The organism is Streptomyces sp. Inha503 (assembly GCF_047215865.1).
In the GTDB taxonomy this organism is placed as follows: domain Bacteria; phylum Actinomycetota; class Actinomycetes; order Streptomycetales; family Streptomycetaceae; genus Streptomyces; species Streptomyces lycopersici.
Window position 1 is genome coordinate 9652391 of sequence record NZ_CP178360.1, and the last position, 16556, is coordinate 9668946.

1 protein-coding gene is annotated in these 16556 nt (G+C 68.4%); it reads left to right on the forward strand.

Annotated elements, in window-relative coordinates:
• Positions 1–57 precede the first annotated feature (57 nt).
• The gene (locus ACJX2R_RS40830; protein ID WP_413104174.1) at positions 58–16554 is read left to right on the forward strand and encodes an amino acid adenylation domain-containing protein; all 16497 of its coding nucleotides are present in this window, start codon (positions 58–60) and stop codon (positions 16552–16554) included.
• Positions 16555–16556 lie beyond the last annotated feature (2 nt).

The following is a 16556-nucleotide window of genomic DNA, read 5'->3' on the forward strand; positions in this document are numbered from 1 at the left end:
CTCCGTGCGATCTGCGCGTAGTGCATCAGTGCGAGCGGTCCGAACAGGGGGATTCCCATGGTCCGATCCCGGATCGAAGAGCTTCTGCCGCTGACCCCGTTGCAGGAGGGGTTGCTGTTCCACGCGGTCTATGACGATGGCGCGCCGGATGTGTACATGGTGCAGCTGGTCTTCGATCTCGATGGTCCGGTGGACGCTCAGCGCCTGCGGTCGGCGGCACAGGCGATCGTCGATCGCCATATGAGTCTGCGTGCGGGATTCATGATGCGCGGAGTGCCCCGGCCGGTGCAGGCCATCGCACGGCGTGTGCGGGTGCCGTGGCGTGAGGAGGATCTGCGGGGTCTGGCGGAGGCCGAGGCACGGGACGTCTTCGAGCGGTGGCTGGCGGAGGACCGGGCCAACCGTTTCGACCTGGCGCGGCCGCCGTTGCTGCGGTTCGCGTTGTTCCGCTTCGGCGAGGACCGCTTCCGTCTCGTGATGACGAATCACCACATCCTGTTGGACGGCTGGTCCACTCAACTGCTGATGCGGGAGTTGTTCACCCTCTACCACCACCAGGAGCCCGAGGCCACCGCCTCCACTCTGGCCCCCGCTGTGCCCTGGCGTGAGTATCTCGCTTGGTATGGGTCGCGGGATCGGGGTGCGGGGGTTGCGGCGTGGTGTGGGGTGTTGGCGGGGGTGGAGGAGGCTTCGGTGTTGGGGTCGGTGGTTTCTGGTGGTGGTGGGGTGGTGCCGGGGGAGGTGTGGTGTGAGGTTTCGGAGGGTTTGACGGGGCGGTTGGTTGAGCGTGGGCGGGAGTTGGGGCTGACGTTGAACACGTTGGTGCAGGGGGCGTGGGGGATCCTTCTGGGTCGATTGACTGGTCGGGAAGACGTGGTGTTCGGGGCGACGGTGGCGGTGCGTCCGGTGGAGTTGGTGGGTGCGGAGTCGTTGGTGGGGTTGTGTATCAATACGGTGCCGGTGCGGGTCATGGCGGGGGCTGGGGTGCCGGTGGTGGGGTTGTTGTCGGGGTTGCAGGAGACGCAGGCGCGGTTGTCGGAGTATCAGTTCGTGGGGTTGCCGGAGATTCAGGCTGCGGTGGGTGCGGGGGCGCGGTTCGACACGGTGGTGATTTACGAGAACTATCCGGTGGCGCCTGAGGTCACCGGGGACGACGCTGTGCGGGTCCGGGTCAGTGAGGGCCGGGATGCGACGCATTACACGTTGGCGTTGACGGTGATTCCTGGTGAGCGGCTTCAGGTGCGGTGGGGGTATCGGCCTGATGTGTTCGACCGGGACGCGGTGGAGGTGATCGCGGCTCGTTTTGTGCGGGTGCTGGAGGCGATTGCCGCTGATCCGGGGTGTCTGGTGGGGCGGATCGATGTGCTCAGCGGGGAGGAGCGGGAGCTGCTGGAGATGTGGAGCGGCGATGAGTCTGGTGACGGCGATGCTGGTCATGGACTTTTGCCGGGGTTGTTTGAGGGGTGGGTGCGGCGTGATCGGGATGCGGTGGCGGTGGTGTGTGAGGGGTGTGAGGTGTCGTATGGGGAGGTGAATGAGCGGGCGAATCGTCTGGCTCGGGTGTTGATGGGGTTGGGGGTGGGTCCGGAGTCCCGGGTGGGGTTGGTCGTGCCGCGGTCGGTGGAGTTGGTGGTGGCGTTGCTGGCGGTGGTGAAGGCCGGCGGCGCGTACGTACCGATTGATCCGCGTTATCCGGTGAGCCGGATCGCTTTCGTGCTGGACGATGCTCGGCCGGAGGTGGTGTTGGTCACGGCGGAGACGGCCGGGCGGATCCCGCAGCGTGAGAGCGGTCGGTTGCTGGTGTTGGATGATGAGCACACGCAGCAGCTCCTGAGCCAGGCGTCGGCCACCGATCTGACAGACGGCGATTGCATCAGGCCGTTTGATGCTCGGCATCCGGCGTATGTGATCTATACGTCGGGGTCGACGGGTGTTCCGAAGGGTGTGGTGGTGTCTCGGGCGGCTGTTGAGGGGTTCTTGGCTGCGGTGGGGCAGCGGGTGCCGCTGGGGGGTGGGGATTGGTTGTTGGCGGTGACCACGGTGTCGTTTGATATTGCGGCGTTGGAGGTGTTTTTGCCGTTGGTGTGTGGGGCGGGGGTGGTGGTGGCTTCGGATGCCGAGGTGGGTGATCCGGTGGCGTTGGCGGGGTTGGCCAAGCGGTGGCGGGTGTCGGTGATGCAGGCCACGCCGACGCTGTGGCAGGCCGTCGTCTCCCAGGCCCCGGAGATGTTGCAGGGGCTGCGGGTGCTGGCCGGTGGTGAGGCACTGCCAGCCCCGTTGGCCCGGCGGTTGGGCGAGTTGGGTTCGCGGGTGGTCAACCTCTATGGTCCGACCGAGTGCACCATCTGGTCCGCCACCGCCACTGTCGATCCTGCTGATCGGGGTGTGCCGCCGTTGGGTCGTCCGTTGTCCAATACTTCGTTGTATGTGCTGGATGGTGGGTTGGGGTGGGTGCCGCCGGGTGTGGTGGGTGAGTTGTATGTGGCGGGTGCGGGGTTGGCGCGGGGGTATGCGGGGCGTGCGGGGTTGACGGCGGAACGGTTTGTGGCATGCCCGTTCGCCGGGTCCGGGGGGCGGATGTATCGGACCGGGGATCTGGTGCGGTGGCGGGGGGATGGGCGGCTGGAGTTTGTCGGCCGGGTGGATGATCAGGTGAAGGTGCGGGGCTTTCGTATCGAGTTGGGTGAGGTGGAGGCGGCGCTGGCGTCGCATCCGCAGGTGGCGCGGGCGGCGGTCGTGGTTCGCGAGGACCGTCCCGGGGATCGGCGGTTGATCGGTTATGCCGTGCCGATGGCCGGGTCCCGTCCGGTGGTGACGGAGTTGCGGGAGTTTGTGAGGGGTGTGCTGCCGGAGCATATGGTGCCTTCGGCTGTTGTCGTTCTGGAGCGGTTGCCGTTGACGGCGAACGGGAAGCTGGACCGTAAGGCGCTGCCCGCCCCGGAGTACACCCCGGCCACGGGCCGCGCGCCGGCCACCCCAACGGAAGAATCGCTGTGCGGGTTGTTCGCCCAGGTGCTTGGCCTGGCCGATGTCCCCGCCGACGCCGACTTCTTCGCGTTGGGTGGGGACAGCATCATGTCCATCCAGTTGGTGGGCCGGGCCCGCCGCGCGGGGTTGGTGTTCACCCCGCGTGAGGTGTTCCAGCACAAGACCCCCGCCGCCCTCGCCGCCACCGCCCGGGTCCTCGAGGCCCCGGCCGTTCCCACGCAATCGACGGACACCGCGCACTCCACCTCGTCTCTCCGCCCCCTGATCTCGCTGAGCCGGTCCGACCAGGAAGCCATCGAGGCGAAGATCCCCCAGCACGGTGAGGTCTTGCCCTTGGCGGCTGGACAGGAGGGGTTGCTGTTCCACGCGGTCTATGACGATGGTGCGCCGGATGTGTACATGGTGCAGCTGGTCTTCGACCTGGAGGGTTCGGTGGATGCGGTGCGGTTGCGTGCGGCCGCGGAGGGGTTGTTGCGGCGGTATCCGCAGGTGGGTGCGGGGTTTGTGCATGAGGGTGTGTCGGTGCCGGTGCAGGTGGTGCCTGGTGGGGTGCGGGTGCCGTGGTGTGAGGAGGATTTGCGGGGTCTGGGGGAGGCGGAGGCGCGGGGCCTCTTCGAGCGGTGGCTGGCGGAGGACCGGGTCGATCGGTTTGATCTGGCGCGGCCGCCGTTGCTGCGGTTCGCGTTGTTCCGTTTCGGTGAGGACCGTTTCCGTCTCGTGATGACGAATCACCACCTCCTGTTGGACGGCTGGTCCACTCCGTTGGTGGTGCGGGATCTGTTCGCCTTGTACGAGCGTCCGGGCGAGGAGTCCGCACTGCCCAGGCCGACGCCGTACCGCGACTACCTCGCGTGGTACGGATCGCGGGATCGGGATGAGGCACTGGGGGCATGGCGCGATGCCTTGGCAGGTGTCGAAAGCCCCACTCTGCTGACGCCCGCAGACCCTGGACGCCAGGCCGTAGCCCCCCAGGACGTCTCACAGCTCCTCTCGCAATCCCTCACCGCCTCTCTGACCGAGCGGGCGCGTGCGACCGGTCTCACCCTGAACACCGTGATACAGGGCGCCTGGGGCCTCCTCCTGGCCCGTATGACCGGACGCGATGACGTGGTCTTCGGAACGACGGTGGCCGTCCGGCCACCCGAGATTCCCGGCGTCGAATCCATGGTCGGGCTGTTCGTCAACACGGTGCCGTTGAGGCTTCGCCTACTCGAGGGCGAGAGTCTGGCCGCGATGCTCACCCGGCTACAGGACGAGCAATCACGCTTGCTCGACCATCAGTTCCTGAGTCTGACCGACATCCAGCAGAGCGCCTACGCCGGTACGGGACCGCTCTTCGACACCGCCACGGTCTTCGAGAACTACCCCGTGGACGACGCCGTTTTCGGCCGCACCGACAGCACACTCAAGACCACCGCCATCGCCGCCCACGACGCCACGCACTATCCCCTCGCGTTGATGGTGATTCCCGGTGAGCGGCTTCAGATGCGATGGGGATATCGCCCGGATGTGTTCGACCAGCGGGCAGTGGAGGCTATCGCGGCCCGCTTCGTACGGGTGCTGGAGGCGATCGTCGCCGATCCGGCCTGTCTGGTCGGGCGGATCGATGTACTGACCGCGGTGGAACGGGAGCAACTGACGCACTGGGGTCGAGGCGCGCCCGGTGCGGAAGACACCAGCCATGGGCTGTTGCCGGGGCTGTTCGAAGAGCGGGTGCGGCGCGATCGGGATGCGGTGGCGGTGGCGGTGGCCTGTGAGGGGCGTGAGGTCTCGTATGGCGAGGTGAATGAGCGGGCGAACCGCCTGGCGCGGGTCCTGGTGGGACTCGGGGTGGGCCCGGAGTCCCGGGTGGGGCTCGTCGTGCCCCGGTCGGTGGAGATGGTGGTGGCGCTGCTGGCGGTGGCCAAGGCGGGCGGGGCGTACGTGCCCATCGATACGCGCTATCCCGCGAATCGCATCGCCTTCATGCTCGACGACGCCGAGCCGGACGTGGTGCTCGCCACTAGGGACACGGCCGACCGGATACCCCAGCGCGAGACCACCCGGCTGCTCGTGTTGGACGACGACCACACCCGGCAGCTCCTGGCCAAGGCACCTGCCACCGACCTCACCGACCACGACCGCACGAGCCCGCTCGATCCCCGGCACCCGGCCTACGCCATCTACACCTCAGGCTCGACGGGCACCCCCAAGGGTGTCGTGGTGACGCACCAGTCCTTGCTGAACAACCTCCTGTGGCGGGTGAAGGCGTTCGGCTGGGGCGCTGAGGATCGCTTCCTCATGCGGACACCCCTGAGCTTCGACGTCTCAGTATGGGAAGTGTTCTGCCCGCTGCTGGTGGGCGGGACCATCGTGCTCGCCCACCCGGACAAGCACGCGGACCCCGGGTACCTTCTCGCGGCCGTAAGGCGCCACCAGGTGACCGTCGTCCATACCGTCCCCTCCCTCCTCCAGCATCTCCTGGAGTGGCATGAGGTGGCGGACCAGTGCCGCTCGCTGCGTGACGTCGTTTGTGGCGGGGAAGCCATGTCTGCGGCCGTCCGCGACACCTTCCACGCCACGCTTCCCCGGGCGCGGCTCTACAACTCGTACGGGCCGAGCGAAACCACCATCGACATCTCCGGCCATCCGTGCGAGCCGGGAGAGGAAGGGCCGCCGCCCATCGGGACACCGATCCAGGACACACGGTTGTACGTCCTGGACGGTGGGCTGGGGTGGGTGCCGCCAGGCGCGGTGGGTGAGTTGTACGTGGCGGGTGCGGGGTTGGCGCGGGGGTACGCGGGACGTGCGGGGCTGACGGCGGAACGGTTCGTGGCATGCCCGTTCGCCGAGCCAGGGGCGCGGATGTACCGGACCGGTGACCTGGTGCGATGGCGGCCGGACGGGCGGCTGGAGTTCGTCGGCCGGGTGGACGACCAGGTGAAGGTGCGCGGTTTCCGTATCGAGTTGGGTGAGGTGGAGGCGGCGCTGGCGTCGCATCCGCAGGTGGCGCGGGCGGCCGTCGTGGTACGCGAGGACCGCCCAGGGGACCGGCGGCTGATCGGCTACGCCGTACCCACGCGGCGCACCACATCACGGGGCGAAACGACGCCAGAAGACGCGTCACAGGAAGGCACATCGCCGGACGACACTCCACGGGGAAACACCCCACCGAGCGAAGAGTCGGCGGAGCGCCACGCGGACGAACACATCGGCCACTGGAAGAGCTTCTACGAGTCGCTGTACGGAGACCGCCCCACCACTCTCCGTGAGGACTTCATCGGCTGGGACAGCAGCTACGACGGTCGCCCCATCCCCCTCGACGAGATGCGGGAATGGCTGACGGCCACCGTGGACCGGATCTCCGCACTGGCTCCTCGACGCGTGCTCGAAATCGGTGTGGGCACCGGTCTGCTGCTACGGCGATTGGCGCCCCGATGCGACTCGTACTGGGCCACGGACTTCTCCTCCGCGGTGATCGACATGCTGCGGGACCAGGTCGATCGAGACCCGGACCTGGCTGCCCGCGTGGAGCTGTCCTCCCAGCCCGCCGACGTCTTCACCGGACTTCCGACCGGCCATTTCGACACCGTGATCATCAATTCGGTGATCCAGTACTTCCCCGGCATCGACTATCTCGTCTCCGTGATCTCCGGAGCGATGCGGCTGCTCACACCGGGTGGCTCGCTGTTCCTCGGCGATGTCCGCAACCTCCGCCTGCTCCGCTGCTTCGCCACGGCGGCCGGTCTCAGCAGGTTCGGCGGTGAACTCGCGGGCACGGACCTCCGCAAGGCGATCGAGCAGACCATCTCGCTCGAGAGGGAGCTGCTGATCGACCCGGCGTTCTTCTCGGCTCTCCAGGCAACCGTTCCGGACATCGCGGCGGTCGACGTCCGGATCAAGCGTGGGAAGAGCCGCAACGAGCTGACGCGGTACCGCTATGACGTGGTGCTCCACAAGGCGCCGATCGCCGCCGTACGCGCGGACGAGTCGGCGCCGACGGCGACCTGGGGAACCGATGTGCACCGGACCGAGGAACTGGCGGCACTGCTCTCCCGGCGCCACGACAGGCTGTGGGTGAGGGGCCTCCCCAACGCCCGGTTGATGGACGACCTGGCAGCGGTACGACAGTTCCAGGACGGCACCGCGCCGGAAACCACCGGGCAGACCAACGACACCGCGACGGCTACACCCGGCACCACACCGCGTACACCCGACGTGGCCACGGAAATATCCCATGCCACGCCGCGTACGCCCGACGTGGCCACGGAAATATCCCACGCCACGCCGCGTACGCCCGACGTGGAAACCCTGCACGAGCTGGCCGCCCGCCATGGCTACCGTGCCCATCTGACCTGGTCCGAAGAGCCCGAGCAGCTCGACGCCCTCTTCGTGCTCGGTGCCGAGGATCCGGACCAGACGGTCGTCGACCTGTCCGTCGCCGCCGCCCAGGCGAGCGCGCGACCGCTCACCGACTACGCCAACGAGCCGGGCGCCGGCCCGGAAGCCGATTCGCTGCTCCCCGCACTCCAGGCCCATCTGCGGAGCACCCTGCCGGAGCACATGGTGCCGTCGATCGTGATGGCGATCGACGAGTTGCCACTGACCCCGAACGGAAAGCTGGACCGCAAGGCGCTGCCCGCCCCGGAGTTCACCGCCGGGACCGGCAGGGCTCCGCGAACCCCGCGGGAGCGCGCCCTGTGCGGTCTCTTCGCCGAGGTGCTGGGGCTTGCCGAGGCCGGTGTGGACGACGACTTCTTCGCACTCGGCGGCCACTCCCTCCTCGCGATGCGGCTCATCGGCCGCATCCGCGCCGAGACCGGCACCGAGCTGAGCGTCCGCACACTGTTCCAGGCGCCCACGGTCGACCAGCTGATTCCACGGCTCGGTGACGGAACGAGCCCCGAGGCGACCCGGCGGCCGCCCCTGGGCCCGATGCCACGACCCGAACGGATCCCGCTGTCGTACGCCCAATGGCGCCTGTGGTTCATGCAGGAGATCCAGGGCCCCCGGTCCGCCACCTACACCATCGTGTCCGCGCAGCGGATCACCGGCCCCCTGGACCGCGAGGCGCTGGCCGACGCACTCCGCGATGTCGTGGCCCGGCACGAAGCCCTGCGGACCCTCTACCCGAAGGACGACCAGGGGCAGCCCTGGCAGCATGTGCTCGACGCCGACACCGCGCGCACCCGGCTGCCGATCAGCATGTCGCACGCCGACCCCAAGGACCTGGACGCCATGCTCGCGGCCGAGCCCGGACGGGGGTTCGAGGATCTGGCCACGGAACTGCCACTGCGCGCGGGCATCTACACAACGGCGGACCACGAGCACGTGCTGCTGCTGGTGCTGCACCACATCGCCGCCGACGGCTGGTCCATGGGCCCCCTCTTCAACGACCTCGCCCGCGCCTACACGGACCGCGCCCAAGGGCATGCCCCACAGTGGCAACCGCTCCCGGTGCAGTATGCCGACTACGCCATCTGGCAGCGGCGTGTCCTCGGTGCGGAAGACACGCCCGACAGCCTGATGTCACGCCAACTCGCCTACTGGGAACAGGCCTTGGCGGACCTGCCCGCAGAGCTCGACCTGCCCACCGACCGTACGCGCCCGGCGCTGGCGAGCCATCGCGGCGGCACCGTGGACTTGGACATCCCGGCCGCGCTTCACCAGCGGCTGGCCGATGTGGCACACGCCCACGACGTCAGCGTCTTCATGGTCGTCCAAGCCGGACTGGCCGTGCTGCTGACCCGGCTCGGCGCGGGACACGACATCCCCATCGGCACCCCGTACGCGGGCCGGGGCGAGGAAGCAGTCAACGACCTGGTGGGTTTCTTCGTCAACACCTTGGTGCTACGCGTCGACACCTCCGGCAACCCCGACATCACCACCCTCCTACGCCGCGTCCGCGACGCCGACCTCGCCGCCTACGACCACCAGGACGTGCCGTTCGAGCGGCTGGTCGACCTGCTCAATCCGGACCGCTCCCTGGCCCGGCACCCCCTGTTCCAGGTGATGCTCGGATTCCAGAACACCCACCACTCCGCCCCCGCACTGCCGGGGCTGACCATCGAACCTCTCTGGGTCGAGATGGACACCGCCAAGTTCGACCTGTCCTTCATGCTTGCCGAGTCACATGCCGATGGCGGTGGGCCGGCGGGTATCCACGGAACGCTCGAGTACGCCACCGACCTGTTCGACCGGGAGTCGGTGGAGTTGCTGGCGGCTCGCTTCACGCGGGTGTTGGAGGCGATCGCTGCCGATCCGGGGCGTGTGGTGGGGCGGATCGATGTGCTCACAGAGGCGGAGCGGGATCAGCTGAGGTGCTGGGGTGGGGGTGTGCCCGGTGCGGCCGAGGCGGGGGTTGATGTGCTCCCGGGGTTGTTCGAGGAGGGGGTGCGACGGGATCGGGATGCGGTGGCGGTGGTGTGTGACGGGCGTGAGGTGTCGTACGGGGAGATGAACGAGCGGGCGAATCGTCTGGCCCGGGTGCTTGTGGGGCACGGTGTGGGCCCGGAGAACCGGGTGGGGCTGGTGGTTTCGCGATCGGTGGAGATGGTGGTGGCGCTGCTGGCGGTGGTGAAGGCCGGCGGGGCGTACGTACCGATCGATCCCCGCTATCCCACGTCCCGGATCGGGTTCATGCTCGATGACGCCGCCCCGGAGGTGGTGCTCGCCACCAGGGACACGGCCGACCGGATACCCGAGTGTGAAACCGCCCGGCTGCTCGTGTTGGACGACGACCACACCCAGCGGCTCCTGGCTCGGGCGTCCGACGCCGACCTCACCGACCGCGATCGCACCAGCCCGCTCGATCCCCGGCATCCGGCCTACGCCATCTACACCTCAGGATCCACCGGCGCGCCCAAGGGCGTCCTGGTGACGCACACCAACGTGGTGAGGCTGCTCGAAGCGATCGCGCAGAGCTACGACTACGGCCCGGACGACGTGTGGACCATGTTCCACTCGTATGCGTTCGACTTCTCGGTGTGGGAGATCTGGGGAGCCCTGCTGAGCGGTGGCCGCCTCATCGTGGTCGACAGGGAGGTGACCCGCTCACCTTCGGACTTCCTGGAGTTGCTGGTACGGGAGAACGTCTCGGTCCTGAGCCAGACGCCCTCGGCGCTTTACCAACTGATCGCGGCCGAAGCAGAACGCGGCGGGCCACGCGTGACTACGGCACTTCGCCATGTGGTGCTCGGCGGCGAGGCCCTTGACCCCACACGCCTCGCCGACTGGTACGCCCGACACCACGAGGACGCCCCCGTCGTGGTGAACATGTACGGAATCACCGAGACCACCGTGCACGTCACCCACCAGCCGATCGACCGCGAGCTCACCGGGCCCGGCACGCGGAGCCTGATCGGCCGACCCCTCCCGCATCTGCGCACTCATGTGCTCGATGAGGGGCTGGAGCTGGTGCCGCCGGGTGTGGTGGGTGAGTTGTATGTGGCGGGTGCGGGGTTGGCGCGGGGGTATGCGGGGCGTGCGGGGTTGACGGCGGAGCGGTTTGTGGCATGCCCGTTCGCCGGGTCCGGGCGGCGGATGTATCGGACCGGGGATCTGGTGCGGTGGCGGGTGGATGGGCGGCTGGAGTTTGTCGGCCGGGTGGATGATCAGGTGAAGGTGCGGGGTTTTCGGATTGAGTTGGGTGAGGTGGAGGCGGCGCTGGTGTCGCATCCGCAGGTGGGGCGGGCGGCGGTCGTGGTTCGCGAGGACCGGCCGGGTGACCGGCGGTTGATCGGCTATGCCGTGCCGATGGCCGGGTCCCGTCCGGTGGTAGCGGAGTTGCGGGAGTTTGTGAGGGGTGTGCTGCCGGAGCATATGGTGCCTTCGGCTGTTGTCGTTCTGGAGCGGTTGCCGTTGACGGCGAACGGGAAGCTGGACCGTAAGGCGCTGCCCGCCCCGGACTACACCCCGGCCACCGGGCGCGCGCCGGCCACCCCCGCGGAAGAGCTGCTGTGCGGGTTGTTCGCCCAGGTGCTGGGCCTGCCCAACGTCCCCGCCGATGCCGACTTCTTCGCGTTGGGTGGGGACAGCATCATGTCCATCCAGTTGGTGAGCCGGGCTCGGAGGGCAGGGCTGGTGTTCACCCCGCGTGAGGTGTTCCAGCACAAGACCCCCGCCGCCCTAGCCGCCACCGCCACCCGGACCGCCGAGGCCCCGGCCGTGGAGGACAACGGAGTGGGCACACTGCCCATGACCCCGATCATGTACTGGCTGCGCGAGCGAGAAGGGGCGACCACCGGATATCACCAGTCGGTGCTGCTGGAAGTGCCACCGACGCTGACGCTCGACCGGCTGATCCCATCGGTACAGGCCGTGATCGACCACCATGACGCACTGCGACTGAGGATCGCCGACGGGGACGGTGACGGTCGACCCGGCGGCGGTGGCGCCGACGCCTGGCGGCTGGAGATCACACCGCCCGGCTCCATCGCGGCAGCCGATCTGGTACGCCGGACCGCGGTGATCGGAGGTGGCGACGAGGATCTGGAGGCGGCGGTGGCGGCCGAGAGCGCGGCGGGCCAGGCCGGACTGGACCCGCACTCCGGCGCCGTGCTGCGGGTGGTCTGGCTGGACGCGGGGGACCGACGCCCCGGCCGGCTGCTCCTGCTGGCCCACCACCTGGTGATGGACGGAGTGTCCTGGCGGGTGCTGCTGCCCGACCTCATCGCCGCGTACGAGGCGATCGAGGCCGCCCGGCCGCCCGCACTCCACCCCGTCGGCACCTCCTTCCGCCGGTGGGCGCGACTGCTCGCCGACCAGGCCGTCGACCCTGCCCGGGAAGACGAGCTGGACATGTGGACCCGTATGACCAGGGACCCCGGGCTCACCGTGGCCACCGACGCTCTCGACCCCGCCCGCGATGACGTGCGCAGCCTGCGTTCGCTCACCGTCGTCCTCGACCCGGCACATACCGAGCCCCTTCTCACGACCGTACCCGCCGCGTACCACGCGGGAGTCGACGACGTCCTCCTCACGGCCCTGGTCCTGGCCGCGGCCCACTGCTACGGCACCGCCGAAGCCACCGCCCTGCTGGTCAACGTCGAGGGACACGGCCGCGAGGACATCGCCGAGGCCCTGGATCTGACCCGTACCATCGGCTGGTTCACCAGCATGTATCCGGTACGCCTCGACGCGGGCCCCATCGACTGGACCGACGTGGCAACCGGCGCCGCCGGCCTGAGCGGTGCACTCAAACGCGTGAAGGAACAGCTCCGCGTCCCGGACCACGGCATCGGCTACGGTCTGCTGCGCTACCTCAACCCCCGCACCGGACCCCGGCTCGCGGCGCTGAACACACCGCGCATCGGCTTCAACTACCTCGGCCGGTACACCGGCAGTGGATCCGCCAACTGGCCCTACGCGAAGGAGAGTACGGCCCTCGGCGGCGGCTCCGACCCCGATCTGGCCCTCACCCACTGCCTCGACATCAACGCACTCACCGAGGACACCCCCGACGGTCCGCGCCTCACGGCGACCTGGGCCTGGGCCGGCCACCTGATGACGGAAGCGGAGGTCAGCCGGTTCGCCGAGGCATGGCGCACGGCCGTGGACGGGCTGATCGCCCATCTCAGGCATCCCACGTCCGGTGGCCGCACACCCTCCGACCTGCCACTGGTCCCGCTCGATCAAGCCGAGATCGAACACGTCGAGGCACTGATCCCCGAGGCCGACGACATCCTGCCGCTGACCCCGTTGCAGGAGGGGTTGCTGTTCCACGCGGTCTATGACGATGGTGCGCCGGATGTGTACATGGTGCAGCTGGTCTTCGACCTGGAGGGTTCGGTGGATGCGGTGCGGTTGCGTGCGGCCGCGGAGGGGTTGTTGCGGCGGTATCCGCAGGTGGGTGCGGGGTTTGTGCATGAGGGTGTGTCGGTGCCGGTTCAGGTGGTGCCTGGTGAGGTGCGGGTGCGGGTGCCGTGGCGTGAGGAGGATTTGCGGGGTCTGGGGGAGGCGGAGGCGCAGGGCCTCTTCGAGCGGTGGCTGGCGGAGGACCGGGTCGATCGGTTTGATCTGACGCGGCCGCCGTTGCTGCGGTTCGCGTTGTTCCGTTTCGGTGAGGACCGTTTCCGTCTCGTGATGACGAATCACCACCTCCTGTTGGACGGCTGGTCCACTCCGTTGGTGGTGCGGGATCTGTTCGCCTTGTACGAGCGTCCGGGCGAGGAGTCCGCACTGCCCAGGCCGACGCCGTACGGCGACTACCTCGCTTGGTATGGGTCGCGGGATCGGGGTGTGGGGGTTGCGGCGTGGTGTGGGGTGTTGGCGGGGGTGGAGGAGGCTTCGGTGTTGGGGCCGGTGGTTTCTGGTGGTGGTGGGGTGGTGCCGGGGGAGGTGTGGTGTGAGGTTTCGGAGGGTTTGACGGGGCGGTTGGTTGAGCGTGGGCGGGAGTTGGGGCTGACGTTGAACACGTTGGTGCAGGGGGCGTGGGGTGTGGTGTTGGGTCGGTTGTTGGGGCGTGAGGATGTGGTGTTCGGGGCGACGGTGGCGGTGCGTCCGGTGGAGTTGGTGGGTGCGGAGTCGTTGGTGGGGTTGTGTATCAATACGGTGCCGGTGCGGGTCAGGGCGGGGGCTGGGGTGCCGGTGGTGGGGTTGTTGTCGGGGTTGCAGGAGGCGCAGGCGCGGTTGTCGGAGTATCAGTTTGTGGGGTTGCCGGAGATTCAGGCTGCGGTGGGTGCGGGGGCCCGGTTCGACACGGTGGTGATCTTTGAGAACTATCCGGTGGCGCCCGACGCGGCTTCGGGGGCTCTGGGAGACAGTGGCGTGACCGTGCGGGCCAGCGGGGGCCGGGATGCGACGCATTACACGTTGGCGTTGACGGTGATTCCTGGTGAGCGGCTTCAGGTGCGGTGGGGGTATCGGCCTGATGTGTTCGACCGGGACGCGGTGGAGGTGATCGCGGCTCGTTTTGTGCGGGTGCTGGAGGCGATTGCCGCTGATCCGGGGTGTCTGGTGGGGCGGATCGATGTGCTCAGCGGGGAGGAGCGGGGGCAACTGACGCGCTGGGGTGGGGATGAACCCGATGCGATGGGTGAAGGTGCTGTTGATGTGCTGCCGGGGTTGTTTGAGGGGTGGGTGCGGCGTGATCGGGATGCGGTGGCGGTGGTGTGTGAGGGGTGTGAGGTGTCGTATGGGGAGGTGAATGAGCGGGCGAATCGTCTGGCTCGGGTGTTGGTGGGGTTGGGGGTGGGTCCGGAGTCCCGGGTGGGGTTGGTGGTGCCGCGGTCGGTGGAGTTGGTGGTGGCGTTGCTGGCGGTGGTGAAGGCCGGCGGCGCGTACGTACCGATTGATCCGCGTTATCCGGTGAGCCGGATCGCTTTCGTGCTGGACGATGCTCGGCCGGAGGTGGTGCTGGTCACGGCGGAGACGGCCGGGCGGATCCCGCAGCGTGAGAGCGGTCGGTTGCTGGTGTTGGATGACGAGCACACGCAGCAGCTCCTGAGCCAGGCGTCGGCCACCGATCTGGCGGATGGCGATCGGATTGGTCCGTTTGATGCTCGGCATCCGGCGTATGTGATCTATACGTCGGGGTCGACGGGTGTTCCGAAGGGTGTGGTGGTGTCGCGGGCGGCTGTTGAGGGGTTCTTGGCTGCGGTGGGGCAGCGGGTGCCGCTGGGGGGTGGGGATCGGTTGTTGGCGGTGACCACGGTGTCGTTTGATATTGCGGCGTTGGAGGTGTTTTTGCCGTTGGTGTGTGGGGCGGGGGTGGTGGTGGCTTCGGATGCCGAGGTGGGTGATCCGGTGGCGTTGGCGGGGTTGGTCAAGCGGTGGCGGGTGTCGGTGATGCAGGCGACGCCGACGCTGTGGCAGGCCATCGTCTCCCAGGCCCCGGAGATGTTGCAGGGGCTGCGGGTGCTGGCCGGTGGTGAGGCGTTGCCAGCCCCGTTGGCCCGGCGGTTGGGCGAGTTGGGTTCGCGGGTGGTCAACCTCTATGGTCCGACCGAGTGCACCATCTGGTCCGCCACCGCCACTCTCGATCCTGCTGATCGGGGTGTGCCGCCGTTGGGTCGTCCGTTGTCCAATACTTCGTTGTATGTGCTGGATGGTGGGTTGGGGTGGGTGCCTCCGGGTGTGGTGGGTGAGTTGTATGTGGCGGGTGCGGGGTTGGCGCGGGGGTATGCGGGGCGTGCGGGGTTGACGGCGGAACGGTTTGTGGCATGCCCGTTCACTGGGTCCGGGGGGCGGATGTATCGGACCGGGGATCTGGTGCGGTGGTGGGGGGATGGGCGGTTGGAGTTCGTTGGCCGGGTGGATGATCAGGTGAAGGTGCGGGGTTTTCGGATTGAGTTGGGTGAGGTGGAGTCGGCGCTGGTGTCGCATCCGCAGGTGGGGCGGGCGGCGGTCGTGGTTCGCGAGGACCGTCCCGGGGATCGGCGGCTGATCGGCTATGCCGTGCCGATGGCCGGGTCCCGTCCGGTGGTAGCGGAGTTGCGGGAGTTCGTGAGGGGTGTGCTGCCGGAGCATATGGTGCCCTCGGCTGTTGTCGTTCTGGAGCGGTTGCCGTTGACGGCGAACGGGAAGCTGGACCGTAAGGCGCTGCCCGCCCCTGACTACACCCCGGCCCCCGGCCGCGCGCCGGCCACCCCAACGGAAGAATCGCTGTGCGGGTTGTTCGCCCAGGTGCTGGGCCTGCCCAACGTCCCCGCCGACGCCGACTTCTTCGCTCTGGGCGGCCATTCCCTCCTCGCCATGCGTTTGATGGGCCGGTTGCGCGCGGAGACCGGCGCCCGGCTGGGCATGCAGGCTCTGTTCCAGGCCCCGTCCCCGGCTCGGCTCGCTCGCCTCCTGGACGACGGGGAAAGCTCACACGACTTCGACGCCGTCCTGGCCATCAGGTCCGAGTCGGACACGCCCAAGCTGTTCTGTGTGCATCCGGCGAGCGGTATCGGCTGGGCCTACCAGGCGCTGGCCGGACACGCCGTCGGCAGCTTCTCCCTCTACGCACTTCAGGCCCGTGGTCTCGATGTGTCGCGGGAGGCGGCGCCGAGCATCGACGAGATGGCGGACGACTACGTGGCCACGATGAGGTCGATCCAGCCCTCGGGCCCGTACAACCTCCTGGGCTGGTCCTTCGGCGGACTGGTGGCGCACGCCATGGCCGCACGCCTCGAGGCCATGGGGGAACGGGTCGATCGGCTGTTCCTCCTGGATGCGTATCCCATCGAGCGGCGGAGCACCGAACCGCTCTGGTACCCGTCCCGCAGGGAAGTGGTCGAGGATCTGCTGCGGGTCGCCCGGAATCAGTACGACCCGGTGGCGGACGATGAGCTGTGGCGCCCACCTCTCCTCGAGAACGTGGTCAGCGAGGAGCATGTGGACGGCATCTACCGGGCCTACCAGACGAATCTCGGCATGATGGCACGCCACACTCCTCCCGTCGTCAAGGGCGACATCATCCTGGTGCGGGCGGCCATACCGGAGAGCGACGCCAGGACGGGCGACCCCCTGGATTGGCGGCGTTATGTGGAAGGGGACATCAGGATCGTCGACATCGACTGCACCCACTCGGAGATGCTCGACACCGCGGCGGCGAACGAGATCGGCACCGTCGTCGCTCGCGATGTCGGAACACGGGAAGCATGAGG